Origin of the sequence: Parabacteroides faecalis, assembly GCF_022809355.1 — a bacterium.
GTDB lineage: Bacteria > Bacteroidota > Bacteroidia > Bacteroidales > Tannerellaceae > Parabacteroides > Parabacteroides faecalis.
Genome location: NZ_JAKZMM010000064.1, coordinates 1 through 17,931, shown reverse-complemented (window position 1 = coordinate 17,931; position 17,931 = coordinate 1). Strand labels below are relative to the sequence as shown.

Sequence of the window (17,931 nt, the reverse complement as noted above, 5' to 3'; positions counted from 1 at the left end):
GAATTATAGGGAAGATTAGCGCACTTACAATCCTACAATACATCAACTATAAAAACAACAAACCCATTGGCAAAGTTAAATATGCGCTAATTTAATTCCGCCAACGGGTAAAGTAATATTAAAAAGGTTTCTTTGTCAAATAATGTCGTACATTTGTCTATAAAATAAGGAAACAGATAAAGATGATAGATCAACCTACTATAGACCGAATATTGGATGCCGCGAATATCGTGGATGTCGTTTCTGAATTCGTTACACTTCGGAAGAGAGGAGTCAATTATGTAGGGCTTTGTCCTTTCCACGACGATAAGTCTCCGTCGTTTTATGTTTCTCCAGCCAAAAATATCTGTAAATGTTTTGCCTGTGGTGAAGGTGGAACGGCTGTTCATTTCATTATGAAGCATGAACAGATCGGATACTTTGACGCACTTCGCTTTTTGGCCAAGAAGTATAATATAGAAATAGCTGAACGGGAACTGAGTGACGAAGAGAAACGAGTCCGTAGTGACCGGGAAAGTATGTTTATCGTGAATGCTTGGGCACAACAGTACTTTTCACAGATGCTGCATGAGCATGTGGAAGGAAAGACTGTCGGGATGCGGTATTTCATTGAACGTGGTTTCCGCGAAGATACGATTCGGAAGTTTCAGTTGGGATATAGTCTGGACCAGCGGGATGCTTTGTATCAGCAAGCTTTGCGGAAAGGGTATAAGAAAGAATACTTGGAGAAAACCGGACTCGTGATTGCTTATGAGAACGGGAATGTAAATGACCGTTTCCGCGGACGTGTTATCTTTCCGGTCCATTCGTTGAGTGGGAAAGTCGTTGCCTTTGGCGGACGTGTTTTAAAGAAGGATGAGAAAACTGCCAAGTATGTCAATTCTCCTGAAAGTCCGATTTATCATAAGAGCAATGAACTGTATGGTATTTATTTTGCCAAGCAGGCCATTGTGAAAGCCGACCGTTGTTATCTGGTGGAAGGTTATACGGATGTGATTTCCATGCACCAGTCGGGCGTTGAAAATGTAGTGGCTTCGTCGGGAACAGCCCTGACACATGGACAGATTCGCCTGATTCATCGGTTTACCAATAATATTACGGTATTATATGATGGCGATGCCGCGGGTATTAAGGCTGCCATTCGTGGTATAGACTTGTTGCTCGACGAAGGCATGAACGTGAAAGTCGTTTTGTTGCCCGACGGAGAAGACCCTGATTCGTTTGCCCGTTCGCATAGCGCGACCGAGTTTACTGAATTTATCCGTCAGCATGAAACCGATTTTATCCGCTTCAAGACGAAGTTGTTGCTGGCCGATGCCGGAAACGATCCGGTCAAACGGGCGGCCTTGATCGGGGATATTATCCGGACCATTGCGATTGTGCCGGATGATATAACGCGTACGATTTATATCCGGGAGTGTAGTGCCATGATGGAGATTGACGAACAGGTCGTCTTGAATCAGGTCAATAAACAACGCTTGTCGAAAAACGAACAGAAGCCTTCAGTTCCGGTAACGAACCGTTCGACAACGGAGATTCTGCCGCCTGATTATTCCATTTCGGAACCGTCCGGTCAGATGCAGGAAGTGCCGGTCGCTACAGCCGAACCGGTTTCCGACCAGTTGCCTCCGGATTTTCCGCCACCTCCGGAAGAAGAGTTCTCAGGATCCAACGAGATGCCAGAAATTCCGCCTTCGGCTCCTGTGGAAGAAACCCAGGTAATGACAAGACAACGTTCTCCGTATGAGGCATTCGAGATTGCTTTGCTGCGTTATGTGGTACGTTATGGAGAACGGGTTTTATATGATTATGTAGATGAGGAAACCAAAGAACGTATTGTCATGCGGGTGGCTGAGTTTATCCGGGATGATCTGGAGCGGGATGATTTGTCGTTCTATACACCGATATTTAAGCAAATGCTCGACGAAGCAGCCAACCGTTGTGGTGAAGAGACTTTTATTGCCCATCGTTATTTCCTGTCACATCCTGATCCGTTGGTAAGCCGTGTTGCTGCCAACCTGATGAGTGAGAAATACCAGTTGAGCAAATATCATTTCAAGTTTCGGGAAGTAGAACAGGAAGAAGACAAACTGGATCAGCTGGTAGTTCGTGATCTGTTCGCATTCAAGGAAGCCTATATCATGCGTCAGCTAAAAGAAAAGCAGGAACAGTTGAAGCAACTCTCGTCGGCTGATCCGGAACAAATCATGACGGTGATGAAGGAAATAGCGCAGCTGAATGAGATTAAAAAGGTTCTTTCGAAGGAATTGGGAGAGCGGATTATCCTGAAAATGTAAACCGACAAAAGAATAAACTATAAAAATGAAAGATAAAGATGGAGTATTTATTAGAAACCCAAGAGGTGGTCAAGCAGTATGCCAATCATTTGGCGCTCGATCATGTCAGTATTCAGGTACCTGAAGGCCAGATTTTTGGTCTGCTGGGACCGAATGGAGCCGGAAAAACAACACTGATCCGAATCATTAACCGTATCACGGCACCCGATAGTGGTTCCGTTTTGTTCAATGGTCGCCCTTCTGTACAGGACGATATTTACCAGATCGGTTATTTACCGGAAGAACGCGGTCTGTACAAGAAAATGAAAGTAGGAGAGCAGGCCATTTATTTGGCACAGCTGAAAGGCCTGTCTTATCAGGAAGCCAAGAAACGTTTGCAAGCCTGGTTTGAGAAATTCGACATCATGCCTTGGTGGAACAAGAAACTGGAAGAACTGTCCAAAGGAATGCAACAGAAGGTTCAGTTCATTATTACCGTTGTACATGAACCCAAACTCTTGATTCTGGACGAACCATTCAGCGGTTTCGATCCGGTAAATGCCGAATTACTGAAACTGGAAATCCTTGAACTGAAAGATAAAGGGCATACGATTATCTTCTCAACACACAACATGGGTTCGGTAGAAGAAATATGCGATCATATCGCGCTGATTAATCATTCGCATGTCGTATTGAAAGGTTCAGTGCAGGAAGTTCGCGAGCAGTTTAAGTCTTATCAATATGCCTTGCGGGTAAAACAAGGTCCGGAGACATTGCCGGTATTGAATTCTGCTTTGTTTGAAGAGCAAGGCCGGAAAGAGCTAACGGGTGGAGAACTGGAAATCCGGATCAAGAAGCAGAAGGACGTTTCCAATTCTGAATTACTCCGTCAGCTGGCTGGTCAGCTGGATATTATTTCTTTCCAGGAAGAAATCCCGTCTATGCACGATATTTTTATTCAAGTAGTAGCCAACCATCCTTTAACATCAACCGATCATGAGTAAACTAGGACTAATCATCAAGCGTGAGTATTTACAGCGCGTAAGTAAGAAATCATTCCTTTTATTGACCTTTTTGGCACCCGTCCTTTTTGCTGCCATGGTGTTTGTACCGCTTTGGCTGGCAACCTTGAAGAGCGACGAGGTAAAGAATATTGTCGTATTGGATCAGGTCGGTAAATATGCCGCTGCATTCAAGAATACCGATGAATACCGTTTTCTCCCGGCTGAAGGAGATATGGAAGAATATCGGAAGAGTGAAGATAAGGAAATCGAAGCCTTCCTGTCCATCTCTGACGATCTGCTTACACATCCGGAAGCTGCAACTTTGTATTCCAAGAAACAGATTCCGATGGGATTGAAGCGGGAAGTGAATAATCAGTTATCGGCTATGCTGGAACAGGAAAAGTTGGATTCCTATCAGATACCGGATTTGAAGCAAATTATTGATGACTGTAAAGTCTCATTCGATATTCAGACAGTCAAGTGGGAAGACGATGGTTCGGAAAGCAGTTCGTCGGCAGAAGTGATGACAGCGATCGGCTTTGTTTCTACCTTCGTGATCTATATGTTTATCCTGATGTATGGTTCGATGGTGATGCAGGGTGTGATGGAAGAGAAGACCAATCGTATTGTCGAACTGATGGTTTCGTCGGTCAAACCGTTTGACTTGATGATGGGCAAGATTGTCGGTATCGGCATGGTGGGTTTGACTCAGGTCTTTCTATGGGGAATCCTGACGGTCGTATTGGTATCGGGCAGTTTGTTCCTCTTTGGCGGAGATGCAACACAAACGGCCGATCTGATGATGTCGAGCAATATGAATCAGGCTGCCATGATGACATCTACTGACCCGACGGTATTGAAGATACAGGATATCATTCATTCTATTCCGATTGCGACCTTGGGTATCAACTTCTTGTTGTATTTTATAGGAGGATATATTCTGTATGCCTCTCTGTTTGCAGCTATTGGAAGTGCCATCAACCAGCCGGAAGATGCCAATCAGTTCATGACCCCGATGATGATCTTCATTCTGTTCGGTTTCTATGCCGGTATTTACAGTGTGGAAAATCCGGACGGTCCGCTGGCTTTCTGGTGTTCGTTGATTCCTTTCACGTCGCCGATCGTGATGATGGTGCGTCTACCTTATGATATTCCTTTGTGGGAACATATCCTTTCCTTGGTTTTGCTTTTTGTAGCAGCCTACGGTTGTGTATGGATTTCTGGGAAGATCTATCGGACGGGTATTTTGATGTACGGAAAGAAGCCATCTATAGCCGAACTCATTCGCTGGATCAAGTACAAGGCCTGATCTGTAGCTGTTAACGATATTTATATGGCAGAAATCGGATTTGGAATATTTCTTGTAGAGATTATTTAATAAATAAATGATTTGAGTATGGCTTATATTGATTATTACAACATTCTAGGTGTGAGCAAGGATGCTTCTCAGGAGGACATTAAAAAGGCTTTCAAGAAGCTGGCTCGGCGGTATCATCCGGACTTGAATCCGAATGATCCGGATGCACATCGGAAGTTCCAGGAAATAAATGAAGCCAACGAGGTCTTAAGTGATCCCGAAAAACGGAAGAAATACGATGAATATGGCCAAAACTGGAAACATGCCGATGAATATGAAGCTCAAAAGCAGGCTTATGGAAATCAGCAGAATGGAGGTGGATTCCATACTTCGTTCTGGTCTTCTACAGGTGACGGCGATGAGGAGGGAGAGTTTTCGGATTTCTTTGAATCGTTGTTCGGTTCGCGGCGAGGAAGCAAACGACAGGCTGGTTATGGTTTCCGCGGACAGGATTATTCAGCCGAATTACATTTGACACTTCGCGAAGCAGCCGAAACGCATAAGCAGATTCTGACGGTAAATGGAAAGAATTTACGGATTACGGTCCCGGCTGGTGTAGCCGACGGACAAACCATCAAATTGGCAGGTCAGGGTGGTGCCGGTGTGAATGGCGGTCCGGCCGGTGATTTGTATATTACCTTTGTCATTACGCCGGATGCCCGCTTCAAACGTGAAGGCAATGATCTGTACACGACCGTATCGTTGGATTTGTTTACGGCCGTATTAGGTGGAGAACAGATCGTGGATACGTTGGATGGTAAAGTTAAATTGACGATTCAACCCGGTACGCAGAACAATGCCAAGGTTCGGTTGAAGGGAAAAGGTTTCCCTGTCTATAAGCAGGAAGGAACATATGGCGACTTGATTGTTACATATACGGTCAACATTCCGACTCATTGGAACGAAGAACAGAAGTGTCTGTTCCGTCAGATACAACAGCTTTCATAACTTAATACGCAAGAATTATGGATACAGAATATGTTATTGTCAGAGAATACTGTCAGAAATGTCATATTGATCCGGAGTTTATCCTGTTGCTGGATGAAGGCGGACTGATTGATTTGAATGTAGTGAACGACGAATCTTACTTGCCGGTTTCGCAGTTGAAAGATGTTGAGCAATACACGCGGATGTATTATGACTTGTCCATTAACTTGGAGGGAATCGATGCTATCCATCATTTGTTGAAGCGAGTTGAACAACTGCAAGCGGAAGTTTTTCGCCTGAAAAACCGTCTGCATTTATATGAAGCGGATGATTATTCTGGATTTGATAATATTTAACATAATGGTAAAATATTGATACCATGTATATTGTTCTCTTGATTACAGTGTGTAAATAGGAAAAATAAGTGAAATACTTGACAGAATGAAAATTGTTTTCTACCTTTGCACCCGTAATCAAGGAACAATGATTACAAAACGAGATCGCGGAGTGGAGCAGTGGTAGCTCGTTGGGCTCATAACCCAAAGGTCGTCTGTTCGAATCAGGCCTCCGCAACTAAGGAAGAGGATTCACATTGAATCCTCTTTTTTTATGTCTTTCGGATAAATCTGTTACTGTTGTTTCCGATAGCTCCACACAGCCCAGATGTTAAACAAGATACCGAATCCTAGTAGGCAACCCAATGGTTTACCGACTTCTGCCAGGCTACTTCCTTTGAGATAAACCATCCGGATAAACTCTACAAAATACTTTAAAGGATTGAATGCCGCTATGGATTGTGCCCATTCCGGCATACTCCCGACAGGAGTGAAAAGTCCGCTCATCAAAAGCATGATGATGACGAAGAACCATGTAACGAACATAGCTTGTTGTAAGGTGCTGGAATAGTTGGAAATGGTGATACCCACGCCCGACACTAAGAAGATGAAAATACCGGCACCGATATAAATGGTAGAAAGTGAACTGGCAGGAACAAGTCCGTAGATAAGCCAAGCCAACAGCATGGCAATACTCAGTACAAAGAAACCAATGAGCCAATAAGGTATCAGTTTACTCAATGTGAAGACAACTTTATTTACGGGTGTGACATTGATTTGCTCGATAGTACCATTCTCTTTCTCACTGACGATGTTCAGAGCTGGCAGGAAACCGCAGATGAGGAAAAGCATCATAGTCATCAAGGCTGGTACCATATAATGTTTATAGTCCAAATGCGGATTATAGAGGTAACGGATGGAGGTAGTATCCGATTGGCGGTTGATGATCTGTGCTAGATAAGAACTACCTAGATTTCCTTTCATGCCGTTGATGGCGTTGGCTGCAATCTGTACTTCTGCTGGTTTACCTAAGATTTGCTCTTTCTCAAAATCAATAGGTATTTGCAAGATAATATCAATCTGATCCTTTTCGATGGCCTGAAGCGCCTCTTCATAGGATACCGCCATGTGCTGAAAGCGGAAATAACGAGAAGCCTCGATCTGTTGGATGAGTCGTCTGGATGTCTGTGAATGATCTTGGTCAATAATAGCCAGGCGGACATCTTGTACTTCGAGTGTGGCTGCCCAAGGAAATACAATCAACAGCATACAAGGAAACAGCAGGATGAGTCTCGGCAGGAAACTGTTTCTGAACAATTGCTTGAATTCTTTTTCTATCAGATAGCTTAACATAAGTAATACGTTTTTAATTCAGCCGATTCTTGAATAAACGATAGGTGATGAGCATGAATACACATCCCATTCCTGATAATATACCGATTTCCGGATATAGTAATGATAAGGGAACACCTTCAATCATGATTTTACGGACCAGTTCGATGTACCAACGAGCTGGAATCAGGTTGGACAGGAACTGTAAAACGGGCGGCATGCTTTCTATGGTGAAAATCATACCAGATAGCAGGATAGTAGGAATCATCAGTAACATACCGGAGATGAGCAGTGCGACTACTTGCTTTTCGGTGACGCAGGAGATCAATAATCCTAATGTAAGTGAGACAAGAATAAAGAGTAACGAGACCGCCAGTAGGCCAAGTAAATTCCCTGCAATTGGTACATGGAGTACGAAACGGGATAAAAGTAAGATCGTTGTCAGATTGATGATCGAAAGCAGAAAATAAGGAACGGCCTTCGACAAAATCACCGATAACGGTCTTGCTGGTGATACAAGCAGAATTTCCATGGTGCCGGTTTCTTTTTCCCGAACAATGGAAATGGAAGTCATGATGGCACAAATCAACATCAGGATCAGTCCCATGACACCTGGCACGAAGTTATAGACACTTTTCATCTGTGGATTATACAGCAACTGGATATTGGGAATAACCGTCGGCAACGAACCGGAACCTTTCAACTGGGCTTCGGCTTGTGCTAAAATACTTTGTGCATAATTACTCCGTATGACAGCTGAATTCGGTTCGGATGCGTCTGCTATAATTTGTATGTGTTGTTCCTCGTTATAAATCCGGTTACTGTATTGCTGTGGGAAAACGATGGCCAGATCGACATTCCCTTTTCGGAAAGCCTGCTGTATCTCTTCAGGCGAATGGACGATTTGTATGATTTGGAAATATTCGTTCGCCTCCAATCTGTCCACGATCTGTTGTACGGCTATGTCATAGTTGGGAGCCAGAATAAGCGTCCGGATGTTTTTGACTTCGGTAGAAATAGCAAAGCCGAACAGGATAATTTGTATGATAGGCATGATCAAGAGGATCATAATCGTACGAGTATCCCGTAGAATATGATAAAACTCTTTCTTGATAAAGGCAAAAAACTGTTTCATGATTCAATCTGATTTACGAATAGCACCACGTGCCAATTGTTGAAATACTTCGTCCATGTTCTGTGCTTGATACTGTTGTTTGAGTCGTTCCGGCGTATCAATGGCTTTGATCTTTCCATTCACCATCATAGAGATCCGGTCACAATATTCGGCTTCATCCATATAATGCGTGGTGACGAATATCGTGATGCCCCGTTCGGCCGCCTGGTAGATTAATTCCCAAAACTGACGGCGGGTGGCAGGATCTACTCCTCCGGTCGGCTCGTCCAGAAATACCAGTTCCGGTTCATGGATGATGGATACCGAAAAGGCCAACCTTTGTTTCCAACCCAACGGCAGTTCGCGGACCAGCGTTTCACGTTCATTATTCAGGCCGATCCGTTGCAACATCTTATCTGTACGTATAGGTATTTCGGATGCCGGAACACCGTAAATACCGGCAAACAGACGGACGTTTTCCCATACTTTCAAATCTTCATATAGAGAAAACTTCTGACTCATATAACCAATGTGTTTCTTGACATCTTCAGCCTGTGTATTGACATCATATCCGGCAACAAAAGCTTTTCCTGAAGTTGGTTTGCTGAGTCCGCAAAGCATACGCATGGCTGTTGTCTTTCCTGCTCCATTAGCTCCTAGGAAACCAAAGATTTCTCCTCGTTTCACCTCAAATGAAATATGATCAACCGCTTTGAAGTTACCGAACTGTTTCACCAAATCCTTTACTTGAATGATCGTTGTTTCTGTATCCATACGCCGATTTCGCTGGAGAGCTGGTGGACACAATATGTCATGGAATTGTTGGAGGATGACATCCGGTGTGTCTATGCCTTTGATACGTCCTTCCTGAATAAATGCAATCCGGTCACATTGGCGCGCTTCGTCCATAAAAGGAGTTGATACAAGAATGGTGACATGCTGCGATTTCAGCCGGTGAAGTATATTCCAAAACTCTTTACGGGAAACAGGATCGACACCGGTGGTTGGTTCATCCAGAAATAAAACGATAGGTTGATGAATTAAAGCACAGCAAAGAGCTAGCTTCTGTTTCATACCTCCGGATAAAGCTCCGGCACGTCGTTTGCGGAAAGGTTCCAACTGACTGTAAATATCTTTGATCTGTTCGTAATTCCGTTCGATACTTGTTTGGAATACGGTAGCAAAGAAATCTAGATTTTCCTCTACGGAGAGATCCGGATATAAGGAAAATTTACCGGGCATATAACCGATGCATTTTCGTATTTTCCGGAAATCCTTTATCATATCCAAGCCGTTGAGATGCGCTTGTCCTTGATCCGGTAACAATAATGTGGTGAGAATGCGGAAAAGCGTACTTTTTCCCGAACCATCCGGACCGATAATCCCAAACAGTTCGCCCTGATTGACAGAAAACGATACATCTTCCAGTGCTTGTATGTGCTGGTATCGCTTACTGATATGCGAGACTTCAATCAGTGGTTTCATGGGTTGTGAATTTAACTTTTCCATACATTCCTATTTTGGCAGAACTATCGTTGTGGAAAGCTATTTTGACGGCATATACCTGATTGGCCCGTTCATCATTTGTCAAGATGGTTTTGGGTGTGAATTCCGCTTGATCAGCAATCCAACAGATTGTTCCTGTATATTCTTTTCGGTTGTCATCTCCAAAGTCTGCATACAAACGCACTGTCTGTCCGATGGAAACTTGTGAAAGTTGACTGGAAGTGATATAAACCCGTAAGAACATGTGTTCCGTATCAGCTATCTTGAAAAGCGGCTTACCGGGGGACGTATATTCACCTGGTTCTGCATATTTAGCCAATACCGTTCCTTGAATAGGAGCGGAGATATGGCATTTCAGTAACCGGTCTTCTACTTGTGCTACTTGTATGGCGACCGACGAGCTTTGTTCATTCAGACTGGCCGTACTATTATGGAGCGTGGATAATTGGGCTTCCAGCTGTTTGTTCAATACTTGTATTTCGGTATTCCAGTCGTCCAGTTGTTTCCGGTTAGCTGCATCCGACTTTAGCAGGTTTTCTACCCGCTGTTTTTCTAGTTCGGCTTGCTCAATACGCTTTTGGGTAGAAGCTATCTGTTTCTGGATGTCTGGTCTTTGGAAATCGACCGATTTCATGTTTGCCTGTAGTTGTAACTTTTGCAGATAAAGCTGGACAGTATCTATTAGTCCGACATGTTCGCCTTTTTGCAACAGTTTTCCTTCTTCAGCGTTGAAGAAAATCAGTTTCCCGGATGTTTCTGCCGAGACGATGATCTCTGTGGCTTCGAAAGTTCCTGTGGCATCGTATTCCGAAGATTGATGGTGGCAACTTGTCATACTGATCATGTATGCTATGATCCAAATACTTATTTTCTTCATAAGGCTTCTTCTTTTAGTTGTTTGTAATATGTTTCTGCTGGTAAATATTCATCAGTAATTCGATTTCATGTACGGCTTTTTGTTGCTTTGCCATGTTTTCTTTTGTTATTTCCTGGAGCATATCAGTCACCGATAAGGTTCCATTCCCAACTTTGGCTTCGGCGGCTTCTCGGATATGGGTTTGCAGGCGAATCATCTCATCATCTTCTTCCATCTGCTTTTGTAAAGTTTGTATGGCAGATGACTGTTCCGTCAGTTGCAGATTCGTATTAAACAGGAATGTCGCTGTCTGATTTCTTATCATATCCCGTTCCGCATGAATTTTCAGACGGTCATTCTTTAAGGTATAAAGTGCTCCGAAATTCCAGTTTAATCGTGCTCCAACTATATAATAGGCCTGAAACTTATCTTGCAGCAGATTCAGTCCGGGGTTGGCATAGCCTCCTTGAGCGAACAGACTTACTTGTGGCATCAATTGGGTTTTCAGATGCTGTTCCTGTATGAGCAACCGTTGTTCTTGAGCCGCATACCATGTTAATTCTGGTCTTTTGATTTCGTTGGGAAAAGATCCTGAAGCGACAGGTTTTTCCAGTTGGATATTATTGGTTAAGGTTTCACCGATAAAGAGCGACAACATTCGTAAATAAGCATCACGCTTGCTTTGAAGGCCCACAGCTTCTTGTCGCGCTTTGATTTGATCTACTTGAATGGCATCTAAATCTGTCTGATTGGCAATCCCATTTTGACAATAAGCACTGACATTCTTGAGACTTCTCGAGAGTTGTTCTTGCCAGAGTTTGTTCTGTTTGATTTGCTCGTCTAGCAGTAAGATCCCGAAATAAAGTTGGTTGATTCGTTCGCGCAGTGCATATAAATTGACATCTAATTCGGCTTGTTTCTCTTCTGATATCGCTTTTATTTCCTTCTTCTTACTTTGTATGTTTCCTCCATCCCATAAGTTTTGCTGGATATTAATTACAGCCTGATATTGGTCGTGTGGTTGTAATTCATCCGGAATTTGAGGAATATCAAATGGCAGGGAAGTCACATCACTTTGGTAACTGGCTTTTCCCTGTAAAGAGATTTGCGGAAGATTTCCTTTTTGGACATTTGCCAAGTTGTAATCCCGACTCTTTTCTATTAGGGCATATTGCCGGATTAACGGATAGTTATCCCTGGATTTCTCTTGGCAACTTTCCAATGTTAACTGGGCTTTTGCCGGAATAATCAAGCAAAACACAAATAAGTAACACCATATCCGTTTCATACTGTTTTCATTTAATGTTCACTTGCAAAGGTAGTAGATCTCAGCTTTGCTTTGGGTCCTCTTTGTCAAGATAGATGTTCTATTTGTATGAAAAAGATAATGATTATTATGGCGAATTCGTATTTTGAGTTTGATACAAAAGAATGATTGATTATAGTTCTATTCGGATTACACTACCATAAGGAGGAATAGACTCGAATGCTTGTTCAATGGGATATTCTCCGGCAAGGACACGGGCACAGGCCAGAATACCACCATGGGAAAATACGGCGATTTGTTGATATCCTTGCTGTTTCTTTTCAGTAAGGAATGCTTTGAGTCGTTCATATTGCTGGCGAAGCGATTCACCATGTAGAGTAGGGGTGTTGATCCAATCGTTAAACCATTTTTTAGAATAGGGATCAGCAGAAATCTCGTCCCAGGTTTTCATTTCCCAATCACCAAAATTCAGCTCTTTCAGTCGTTCATCGCGGATGGCCTGAGGATAACCGCAAAATGCCGCAAGTTTCACGCAACGGGTCAACGGGCTGCAGAATACTTCATCAAAATGAAGTCCGGATAGCTGGCTTAGGGTAACAGCTGCTTCCGTTTCAAAAGTCGGATTGAGTGGAACATCCGTAAAGCCGTAGGCAGAACCTTTGGGTACTGCTACCGATGTATGTCGGATTAAATAGACGATCATAGTTGTAAGTCTGTAAGTTGTTAAGATTATAAGTTCTTTGGATTGTGAATTGTCGAGTCTAGGATACGGTATGTACAATTACTATGCCTAGCATAAAACTCAATTCGCACAGCAGAAAGAGAGCTCCGCAACAATCGCCCGTATAGCCTTGTATTTTCTGCTTCATCAATGAAGTTAGCATATACCATACGGCTATTGGAAACAGAATGGCCCATAAATATTTTGGATCGGGAAGCCAACATAAAGGAAGAATACCACTACCGAGGCAAATCAGGTATTCGGAAACCGTCATTCGGCTATAGACCGTCTTGTTTTTCGCTTCCTCTTCCTTCCGGGCGTAAGGCAAGCGATTGATGATCATACCTGATACTCCTTTACAGAAAGGATCACCTGCCAGCATGGCTGCTCCTGCCAGAGATACCGGCAAACTTGCCAGTAATGCATAATATAAGCCAAAGTATCCGATCAAGCCAATCACACCATAGCTGCCGATATGTGAGTCTTTCATAATCGCCAGAATCCTTTCCCGGCTGGTACCACCACCGAATCCGTCGAAGAAGTCAGCCAGTCCGTCTTCATGCAAGCAGCCGGTTATCAGCAATCGGGTCAGGATAGCTAATAAGACAGCTACTGATGCCGGCAGGATCAGTGACGAGGCATACAATACCAATACACTTACGCCTGCTGTGAACCAGCCGACCAAAGGCCATCGGCTAACTACGTGCTTGAAATATTCGCCCGGCACTTCTGCCAAACGCCAGAAGGGAAGCCGGGTGAAGAATATGAATGCTGCTAATATATGAAGCATGATCAGAAATATTTGGTGATGGATTCTTGTTCAAACGTATGCATCTCGTTGATCATACGTACAGCCGAATCAACAATCGGATAGGCACAAACCGAACCGGAACCTTCGCCCAGCCGGAGTCCGAGGTGTAACAAGGGTTCTGCATGCAAGTAATCCAGAATTTTCTTGTGTCCGCTTTCATCCCCACAATGACCGAAAATGCAGTAGGGAAGCATTTCAGGATATAAACGGGAAGCTACCAACACACAATTGGTCATGATAAATCCATCCACCAGGATGATCATCTTTAATTCGGCTGCCCGAAGCATTCCGCCAACAGCCATTACCATTTCGATACCGCCGAAATAACGCATGATATCTAGTGTACTACCATCACCTTTGTAATTATCCTGGGCCGCTTTCAGTACATTATATTTATGACGGACACCTTCGGCATTCAATCCGCTGCCGGCACCTACACATTCGATTAAAGGAATACCCGTCAGGCAACTCATCCACATGCTGGAGGCCGAAGTGTTACCGATACCCATCTCGCCGAAACTGATAACATTGCATCCTTCTTCATGGCAAAGGGTAACGATTTCTGCTCCTACTTCGAGTGCCTTTTCCATCTCTTCTTGTGTCATGGCTGCCTCATGCAGGAAGTTACGGGTTCCTTTTCTGATTTTACGACTTATGATACGTGGATTTTCGGGAAAGTCGTAATCCACTCCACCATCTACAATCTTCATGTCGAATCCATGCTGGCGGGCCAGATAACAAACACCGGAACCACCATTTAGGAAGTTATAAATGACCTGGCGGGTTACTTCTTTTGGCGACTGGCTGACACCTTCGTCGGCAATGCCGTGGTCGGCTGCGTAAATCACATTTACCGGGTGAGAAAGAACCGGATGTAAGGTTTGCTGGATCATTCCGATCTGGAGGGCCAGCGACTCCAGTCTGCCCAGCGATCCTTTGGGTTTAGCCAGGCTATTGATTCTATCTTCCAAGGCTTGTCGGATTGCCTCGTCTGGTCGGTTAATTTGAAATGTTATCATGATATGTTATTCTTTATTGCAACGGGAATACCGCTGACCATTAATATGACTTCGTCTGCTTGAGATGCAATATATTGGTTTACCCAACCTTGCAGGTCTGTAAATTTACGTTGTGTTTCGTCAACAGAAACTCCTCCCATTCCCAGTTCGTTGGTAACAAACAGGAAACAGGCATTCTGTTGGGTAAATGCGTCAAACTCCTTTTTAATTTCTTCCAAGGATACATTTACCTGACTGTTGTTGTCGAAGAAGAAGTTGGTACTCCATAAGGTTACACAATCAATGACAATGACCCGTCCTTCCAAGGAATGACGGCTCAGATATTTTTCTTCTTCGATATTGGTCCATTCCGGACCCCGGTCGGCTTGATGACGTAATACTCGTTGACGAAACTCTTCATCCCAAATACGGGATGTTGCCAAATAAACCGGATTCGGACTCAGGCTCAAGGCTCTTCGTTGGGCGTAGCCACTTTTGCCAGACCGTTGTCCGCCGGTAATCAGGATAATTCGCTTTTCCATTACGCTTCACCCTTTCTTCTTGCAATCCGTTTGGCTTTATTGATCGGGTTGTTACGGCTTGTCTTTCGCAGGCTGGCCGACTTGGGAGAAGCTGCCATTCGCTGGGCTACGGCCGACCGGCTTAACGACTTGCCAAACTTAGGCTGCATGGCCTCACGTAGCGCTTTGTCTTTATCTACTTGCGGTTTGCCTCCTTGAGCTTCTCGTTCTTTGGCAGCGCGACGGGCGGCAGCATATTTGTTGTATTTTACGTAATGTTCACGTCGGCCACCTTTGTTTTCTCCATTATTGGCAGCGCCAGTTTGGTTTTGGCCTCTGTTTCCCGGATTTTCAGAACGGCTGCTTTTCGGTCTGTTTCCCTTGGGGCCCATAACCAGATTCTCAATCTTACGGGTTGCTGCCCGAATCGTTCCGGAGCTGGAATACTTTCCCACTTTAATGGGTTCACCATCCACCAAGACTTCATCGTTTTCCGTTACCTTTTGTCCTACTTGGGGTTGTTTCCCGTTTACAGTGACACGTCCCATTTCGATGAACTTATCGGCTTCGCGGCGGGAACATAGGCCGGAATCACTCATTAATTTATTTAATCTGATTTCTTCCATATCTCTTTTATCCTTTATACAATTGCAGAAATTAAACTCACACCAATACCCATCACCAGTTCAGCCTGGCTGTTTATACGGACAGCCAGCCACATGTCTTCGGTCGTAAAGTTACGGGCGTTTGTCCCGATATAAGGTTTTTCGACCGGTTGTCCAAAGTAATCGTGAGTACCACCGAACTGACAATCCAGAATAGCTGCCAAAGCTGCTTCCGGATAACCTGAATTTGGACTGGCATGAGCACGACCATATTTGAATACAAAATCACGTTTGTCCAACTGACCGGATACCAATAACATCAGAAATGCTGTCAGACGGGCAGGAAGGTAGTTAGCCAAGTCATCTATCCGGGCAGCAATTCTTCCGAATTCAAAATATCTGTCGTTTTTATATCCGATCATGGAATCTAATGTATTAATCATTTTGTAGGCCATCATGCCGGGAAGTCCTAACAGGAGAAACCAAAACATGGGAGCGATCACACCATCACTCAAATTCTCAGCCAGAGTTTCAAGGGCGGCTGCCCGGATTTCTTGAGGAGAAAGGTGAGCGGTATCACGTCCGACGATACGGCCAACCTGTGTTCTTCCTTCTTCCACACTTCTGTCTACGGCTTCGAAAACGGCTTTAACTTCAGTTATCAGGGTCTTTCCGGCCAGGCAGAAAAAGATACCAATGGCTGTTAGTATCCCTGAGATTACCGGATGAATTACACCGGCAAAATAAAGCATACCGTATGTCAGAAAGTAGATACCGGCAATCAAGGTGACGGCCAGTATGCCGCCTTTCAATATCCGGTCATTTCCCCGGTTGAGGTGCTTTTCTCCGTAAGCAATGGCTTTCCCGAACCATACGATGGGATGTGGCCATCCTTCCGGATCGCCCAACAAACGATCACCTAACCATCCGAACAAGAAGGGTGTCGTCTTATGTAACAAATATCGTGTATCGATAAAAAGCATATTTCATGTCTTGTTTTGACCAACAAAATTAACTAAAAAAAGAACACTGCATTGATTTTATCCCGAAAGATGTCTATCTTTGTGATATGCTTAGAATCGAAAAACATATTGAAAAGCTTTTACTGGAACATGATTGTGTGATTGTTCCGGATTTGGGCGGCTTCGTCGTACAGGCAATGCCGACAAATTATCAGGCTGATACATACTTGTTTGAACCAGCTCATAAGGAAGTTGTCTTTAATCAGACATTGCAGCATAATGATGGATTGCTGATCGAATCGTATATGCAAGAAGAGCAGGTGGATTATAAACAGGCTCGTCAGTTGGTGATCAACGATGTGGCTGCTCTTCGGAATGAATTGCAGGAGCAAGGTACCTATTCGTTAGGCAATGTCGGTATATTTTCTTTGGGCGAAGAGAACCAGTTGGTTTTTCAGGCGAGTGATGCCGAGTGGTTGAACCAGGCGATGTTCGGTTTGCCTTCATTTGTGTTCGAGCCGTTAAGTGTTCGTTTCCCGGCTGCATCTGTTGTAGAAGAGAAACCCAAAGATAAGGAGGTTTACTATATACCGGTTAGCCGTCGTTTCCTGCATGCAGTAGCAGCATCTGTAGCCATTATCGTTTTATTGTTGTCGATTTCTACGCCGGTAAAGGATGTCAATCGGGCTGCTTATTCGGCTAGCTTTGTTCCGACTGAAATGATTCCTTCTTCTGCATGGAAGAATCAGGATATTTCTTCAGCTGCTGTTCCGGCTCAAGGCGCGTCAGTGGTAGAGAAACCGGTTGCTTCTGTCGTGAAAGAGACGGAACAACCTAAGGAAATAACGGTAAGTCACAATAAAAGTGCAGAAAAGAAAGAGGTGGTTGTAGCTCCGAAGGTAAAAGAAACACCGAAGCCTGCAGCTAAAGAAGTCAAGCCTCTTCCACAAAAGTATTTTTATGTGGTGATAGCCAGTTTCCCGACAGCATCGCAAGCTGATACATATTTAAAAGAGGTTGACCGTCAGGTGTGCCGGCACTCGGATGTAGTGCAGAATGGTAAGAAATATCGGGTTTATGCCGATCGTTTCACAGATCGGTCAGCTGCCGAATCATTTATGGAGAATCTCCGGAAGGATAAACGCTATAAAGATGCCTGGTTGTTTATCAACCGGTAAAAGAATTTATCAAGCCTGGTTTTAGCCGGGCTTTTTCTTTTTAGGCCAAGTGTCATACTACAGATTTACTTTACACCCATTTAACAAAAAAAGAGAAAGCAATGGGAAAGAAAGGAATCAGTCATCGCAAATTCAGTATTGAGTTCAAATTGTCCGTTTTA

17 protein-coding genes and 1 tRNA gene are annotated in these 17,931 nt (G+C 43.9%); 7 read left to right on the top strand and 11 right to left on the bottom strand.

Annotated features, from left to right (window positions below; all coding sequences use genetic code 11):
- Positions 1-182: 182 nt before the first annotated feature.
- From dnaG to MUN53_RS16720, 6 genes are all read left to right on the top strand, one after another.
- Complete coding sequence (gene dnaG, locus MUN53_RS16745) at positions 183-2,297, top strand: DNA primase (protein ID WP_243326551.1); 2,115 nt, start codon at positions 183-185, stop codon at positions 2,295-2,297.
- Positions 2,298-2,335: 38 nt separating this feature from the next.
- A complete protein-coding gene (locus MUN53_RS16740; protein ID WP_243326550.1) occupies positions 2,336-3,280 on the top strand; it encodes an ABC transporter ATP-binding protein in 945 nt (314 codons plus the stop codon).
- Positions 3,273-4,589, top strand: a complete 1,317-nt coding sequence (locus MUN53_RS16735) for an ABC transporter permease (protein WP_243326549.1) — start codon at positions 3,273-3,275, stop codon at positions 4,587-4,589. The genes MUN53_RS16740 and MUN53_RS16735 overlap by 8 nt, the downstream gene beginning before the upstream one ends.
- 87 nt (positions 4,590-4,676) lie before the next feature.
- Positions 4,677-5,585: a DnaJ C-terminal domain-containing protein gene (locus tag MUN53_RS16730; RefSeq protein WP_243326548.1), complete on the top strand. Its 909-nt coding sequence runs from the start codon at positions 4,677-4,679 to the stop codon at positions 5,583-5,585.
- A 17-nt stretch (positions 5,586-5,602) separates the two neighbouring features.
- Positions 5,603-5,920: a chaperone modulator CbpM gene (locus MUN53_RS16725; protein WP_243326547.1), complete on the top strand. Its 318-nt coding sequence runs from the start codon at positions 5,603-5,605 to the stop codon at positions 5,918-5,920.
- 145 nt (positions 5,921-6,065) lie between these two features.
- Positions 6,066-6,137: transfer RNA gene (locus tag MUN53_RS16720), tRNA-Met, on the top strand.
- A gap of 56 nt (positions 6,138-6,193) precedes the next feature.
- Here the strand turns inward: MUN53_RS16720 and MUN53_RS16715 are convergent.
- The 11 genes from MUN53_RS16715 to cbiB all read right to left on the bottom strand — a co-directional run bounded on the left by MUN53_RS16715 (position 6,194) and on the right by cbiB (position 16,613).
- Positions 6,194-7,252, bottom strand: a complete 1,059-nt coding sequence (locus tag MUN53_RS16715; protein ID WP_243326546.1) for an ABC transporter permease — start codon at positions 7,250-7,252, stop codon at positions 6,194-6,196.
- A 13-nt stretch (positions 7,253-7,265) separates the two neighbouring features.
- Positions 7,266-8,366: an ABC transporter permease gene (locus MUN53_RS16710; RefSeq protein ID WP_243326545.1), complete on the bottom strand. Its 1,101-nt coding sequence runs from the start codon at positions 8,364-8,366 to the stop codon at positions 7,266-7,268.
- Positions 8,367-8,369: 3 nt separating this feature from the next.
- Complete coding sequence (locus MUN53_RS16705) at positions 8,370-9,830, bottom strand: ATP-binding cassette domain-containing protein (protein ID WP_243326552.1); 1,461 nt, start codon at positions 9,828-9,830, stop codon at positions 8,370-8,372.
- A complete protein-coding gene (locus tag MUN53_RS16700; protein ID WP_394803100.1) occupies positions 9,814-10,695 on the bottom strand; it encodes an HlyD family secretion protein in 882 nt (293 codons plus the stop codon). Before MUN53_RS16700 ends, MUN53_RS16705 begins: the two co-directional genes overlap by 17 nt.
- 46 nt (positions 10,696-10,741) lie before the next feature.
- A complete protein-coding gene (locus MUN53_RS16695) occupies positions 10,742-11,995 on the bottom strand; it encodes a TolC family protein (protein ID WP_243326543.1) in 1,254 nt (417 codons plus the stop codon).
- A gap of 151 nt (positions 11,996-12,146) precedes the next feature.
- A complete protein-coding gene (gene cobC / locus MUN53_RS16690) occupies positions 12,147-12,677 on the bottom strand; it encodes an alpha-ribazole phosphatase family protein (RefSeq protein WP_243326542.1) in 531 nt (176 codons plus the stop codon).
- A gap of 58 nt (positions 12,678-12,735) precedes the next feature.
- Positions 12,736-13,485 carry an adenosylcobinamide-GDP ribazoletransferase gene (locus tag MUN53_RS16685; RefSeq protein ID WP_243326541.1) on the bottom strand — a complete coding sequence of 250 codons (750 nt, stop codon included), beginning with the start codon at positions 13,483-13,485 and terminating at the stop codon, positions 12,736-12,738.
- Positions 13,486-13,487: 2 nt separating this feature from the next.
- Positions 13,488-14,525 (bottom strand): nicotinate-nucleotide--dimethylbenzimidazole phosphoribosyltransferase, encoded by a 1,038-nt coding sequence (cobT, locus tag MUN53_RS16680; RefSeq protein WP_022456446.1) that lies wholly within the window; start codon positions 14,523-14,525, stop codon positions 13,488-13,490.
- A complete protein-coding gene (locus MUN53_RS16675) occupies positions 14,522-15,046 on the bottom strand; it encodes a bifunctional adenosylcobinamide kinase/adenosylcobinamide-phosphate guanylyltransferase (protein WP_243326540.1) in 525 nt (174 codons plus the stop codon). The genes cobT and MUN53_RS16675 overlap by 4 nt, the downstream gene beginning before the upstream one ends.
- On the bottom strand, positions 15,046-15,651 hold the full coding sequence (locus tag MUN53_RS16670; protein WP_243326539.1) for a S4 domain-containing protein: 606 nt from the start codon (positions 15,649-15,651) through the stop codon (positions 15,046-15,048). Before MUN53_RS16670 ends, MUN53_RS16675 begins: the two co-directional genes overlap by 1 nt.
- A 14-nt stretch (positions 15,652-15,665) precedes the next feature.
- Positions 15,666-16,613, bottom strand: coding sequence for an adenosylcobinamide-phosphate synthase CbiB (cbiB, locus tag MUN53_RS16665; RefSeq protein ID WP_243326538.1), 948 nt, complete (start codon positions 16,611-16,613; stop codon positions 15,666-15,668).
- An 86-nt stretch (positions 16,614-16,699) separates the two neighbouring features.
- Here cbiB and MUN53_RS16660 point away from each other — a divergent pair, with 86 nt between their 5' ends.
- Positions 16,700-17,770 carry an HU domain-containing protein gene (locus tag MUN53_RS16660; RefSeq protein ID WP_243326537.1) on the top strand — a complete coding sequence of 357 codons (1,071 nt, stop codon included), beginning with the start codon at positions 16,700-16,702 and terminating at the stop codon, positions 17,768-17,770.
- Positions 17,771-17,931: the final 161 nt, after the last annotated feature.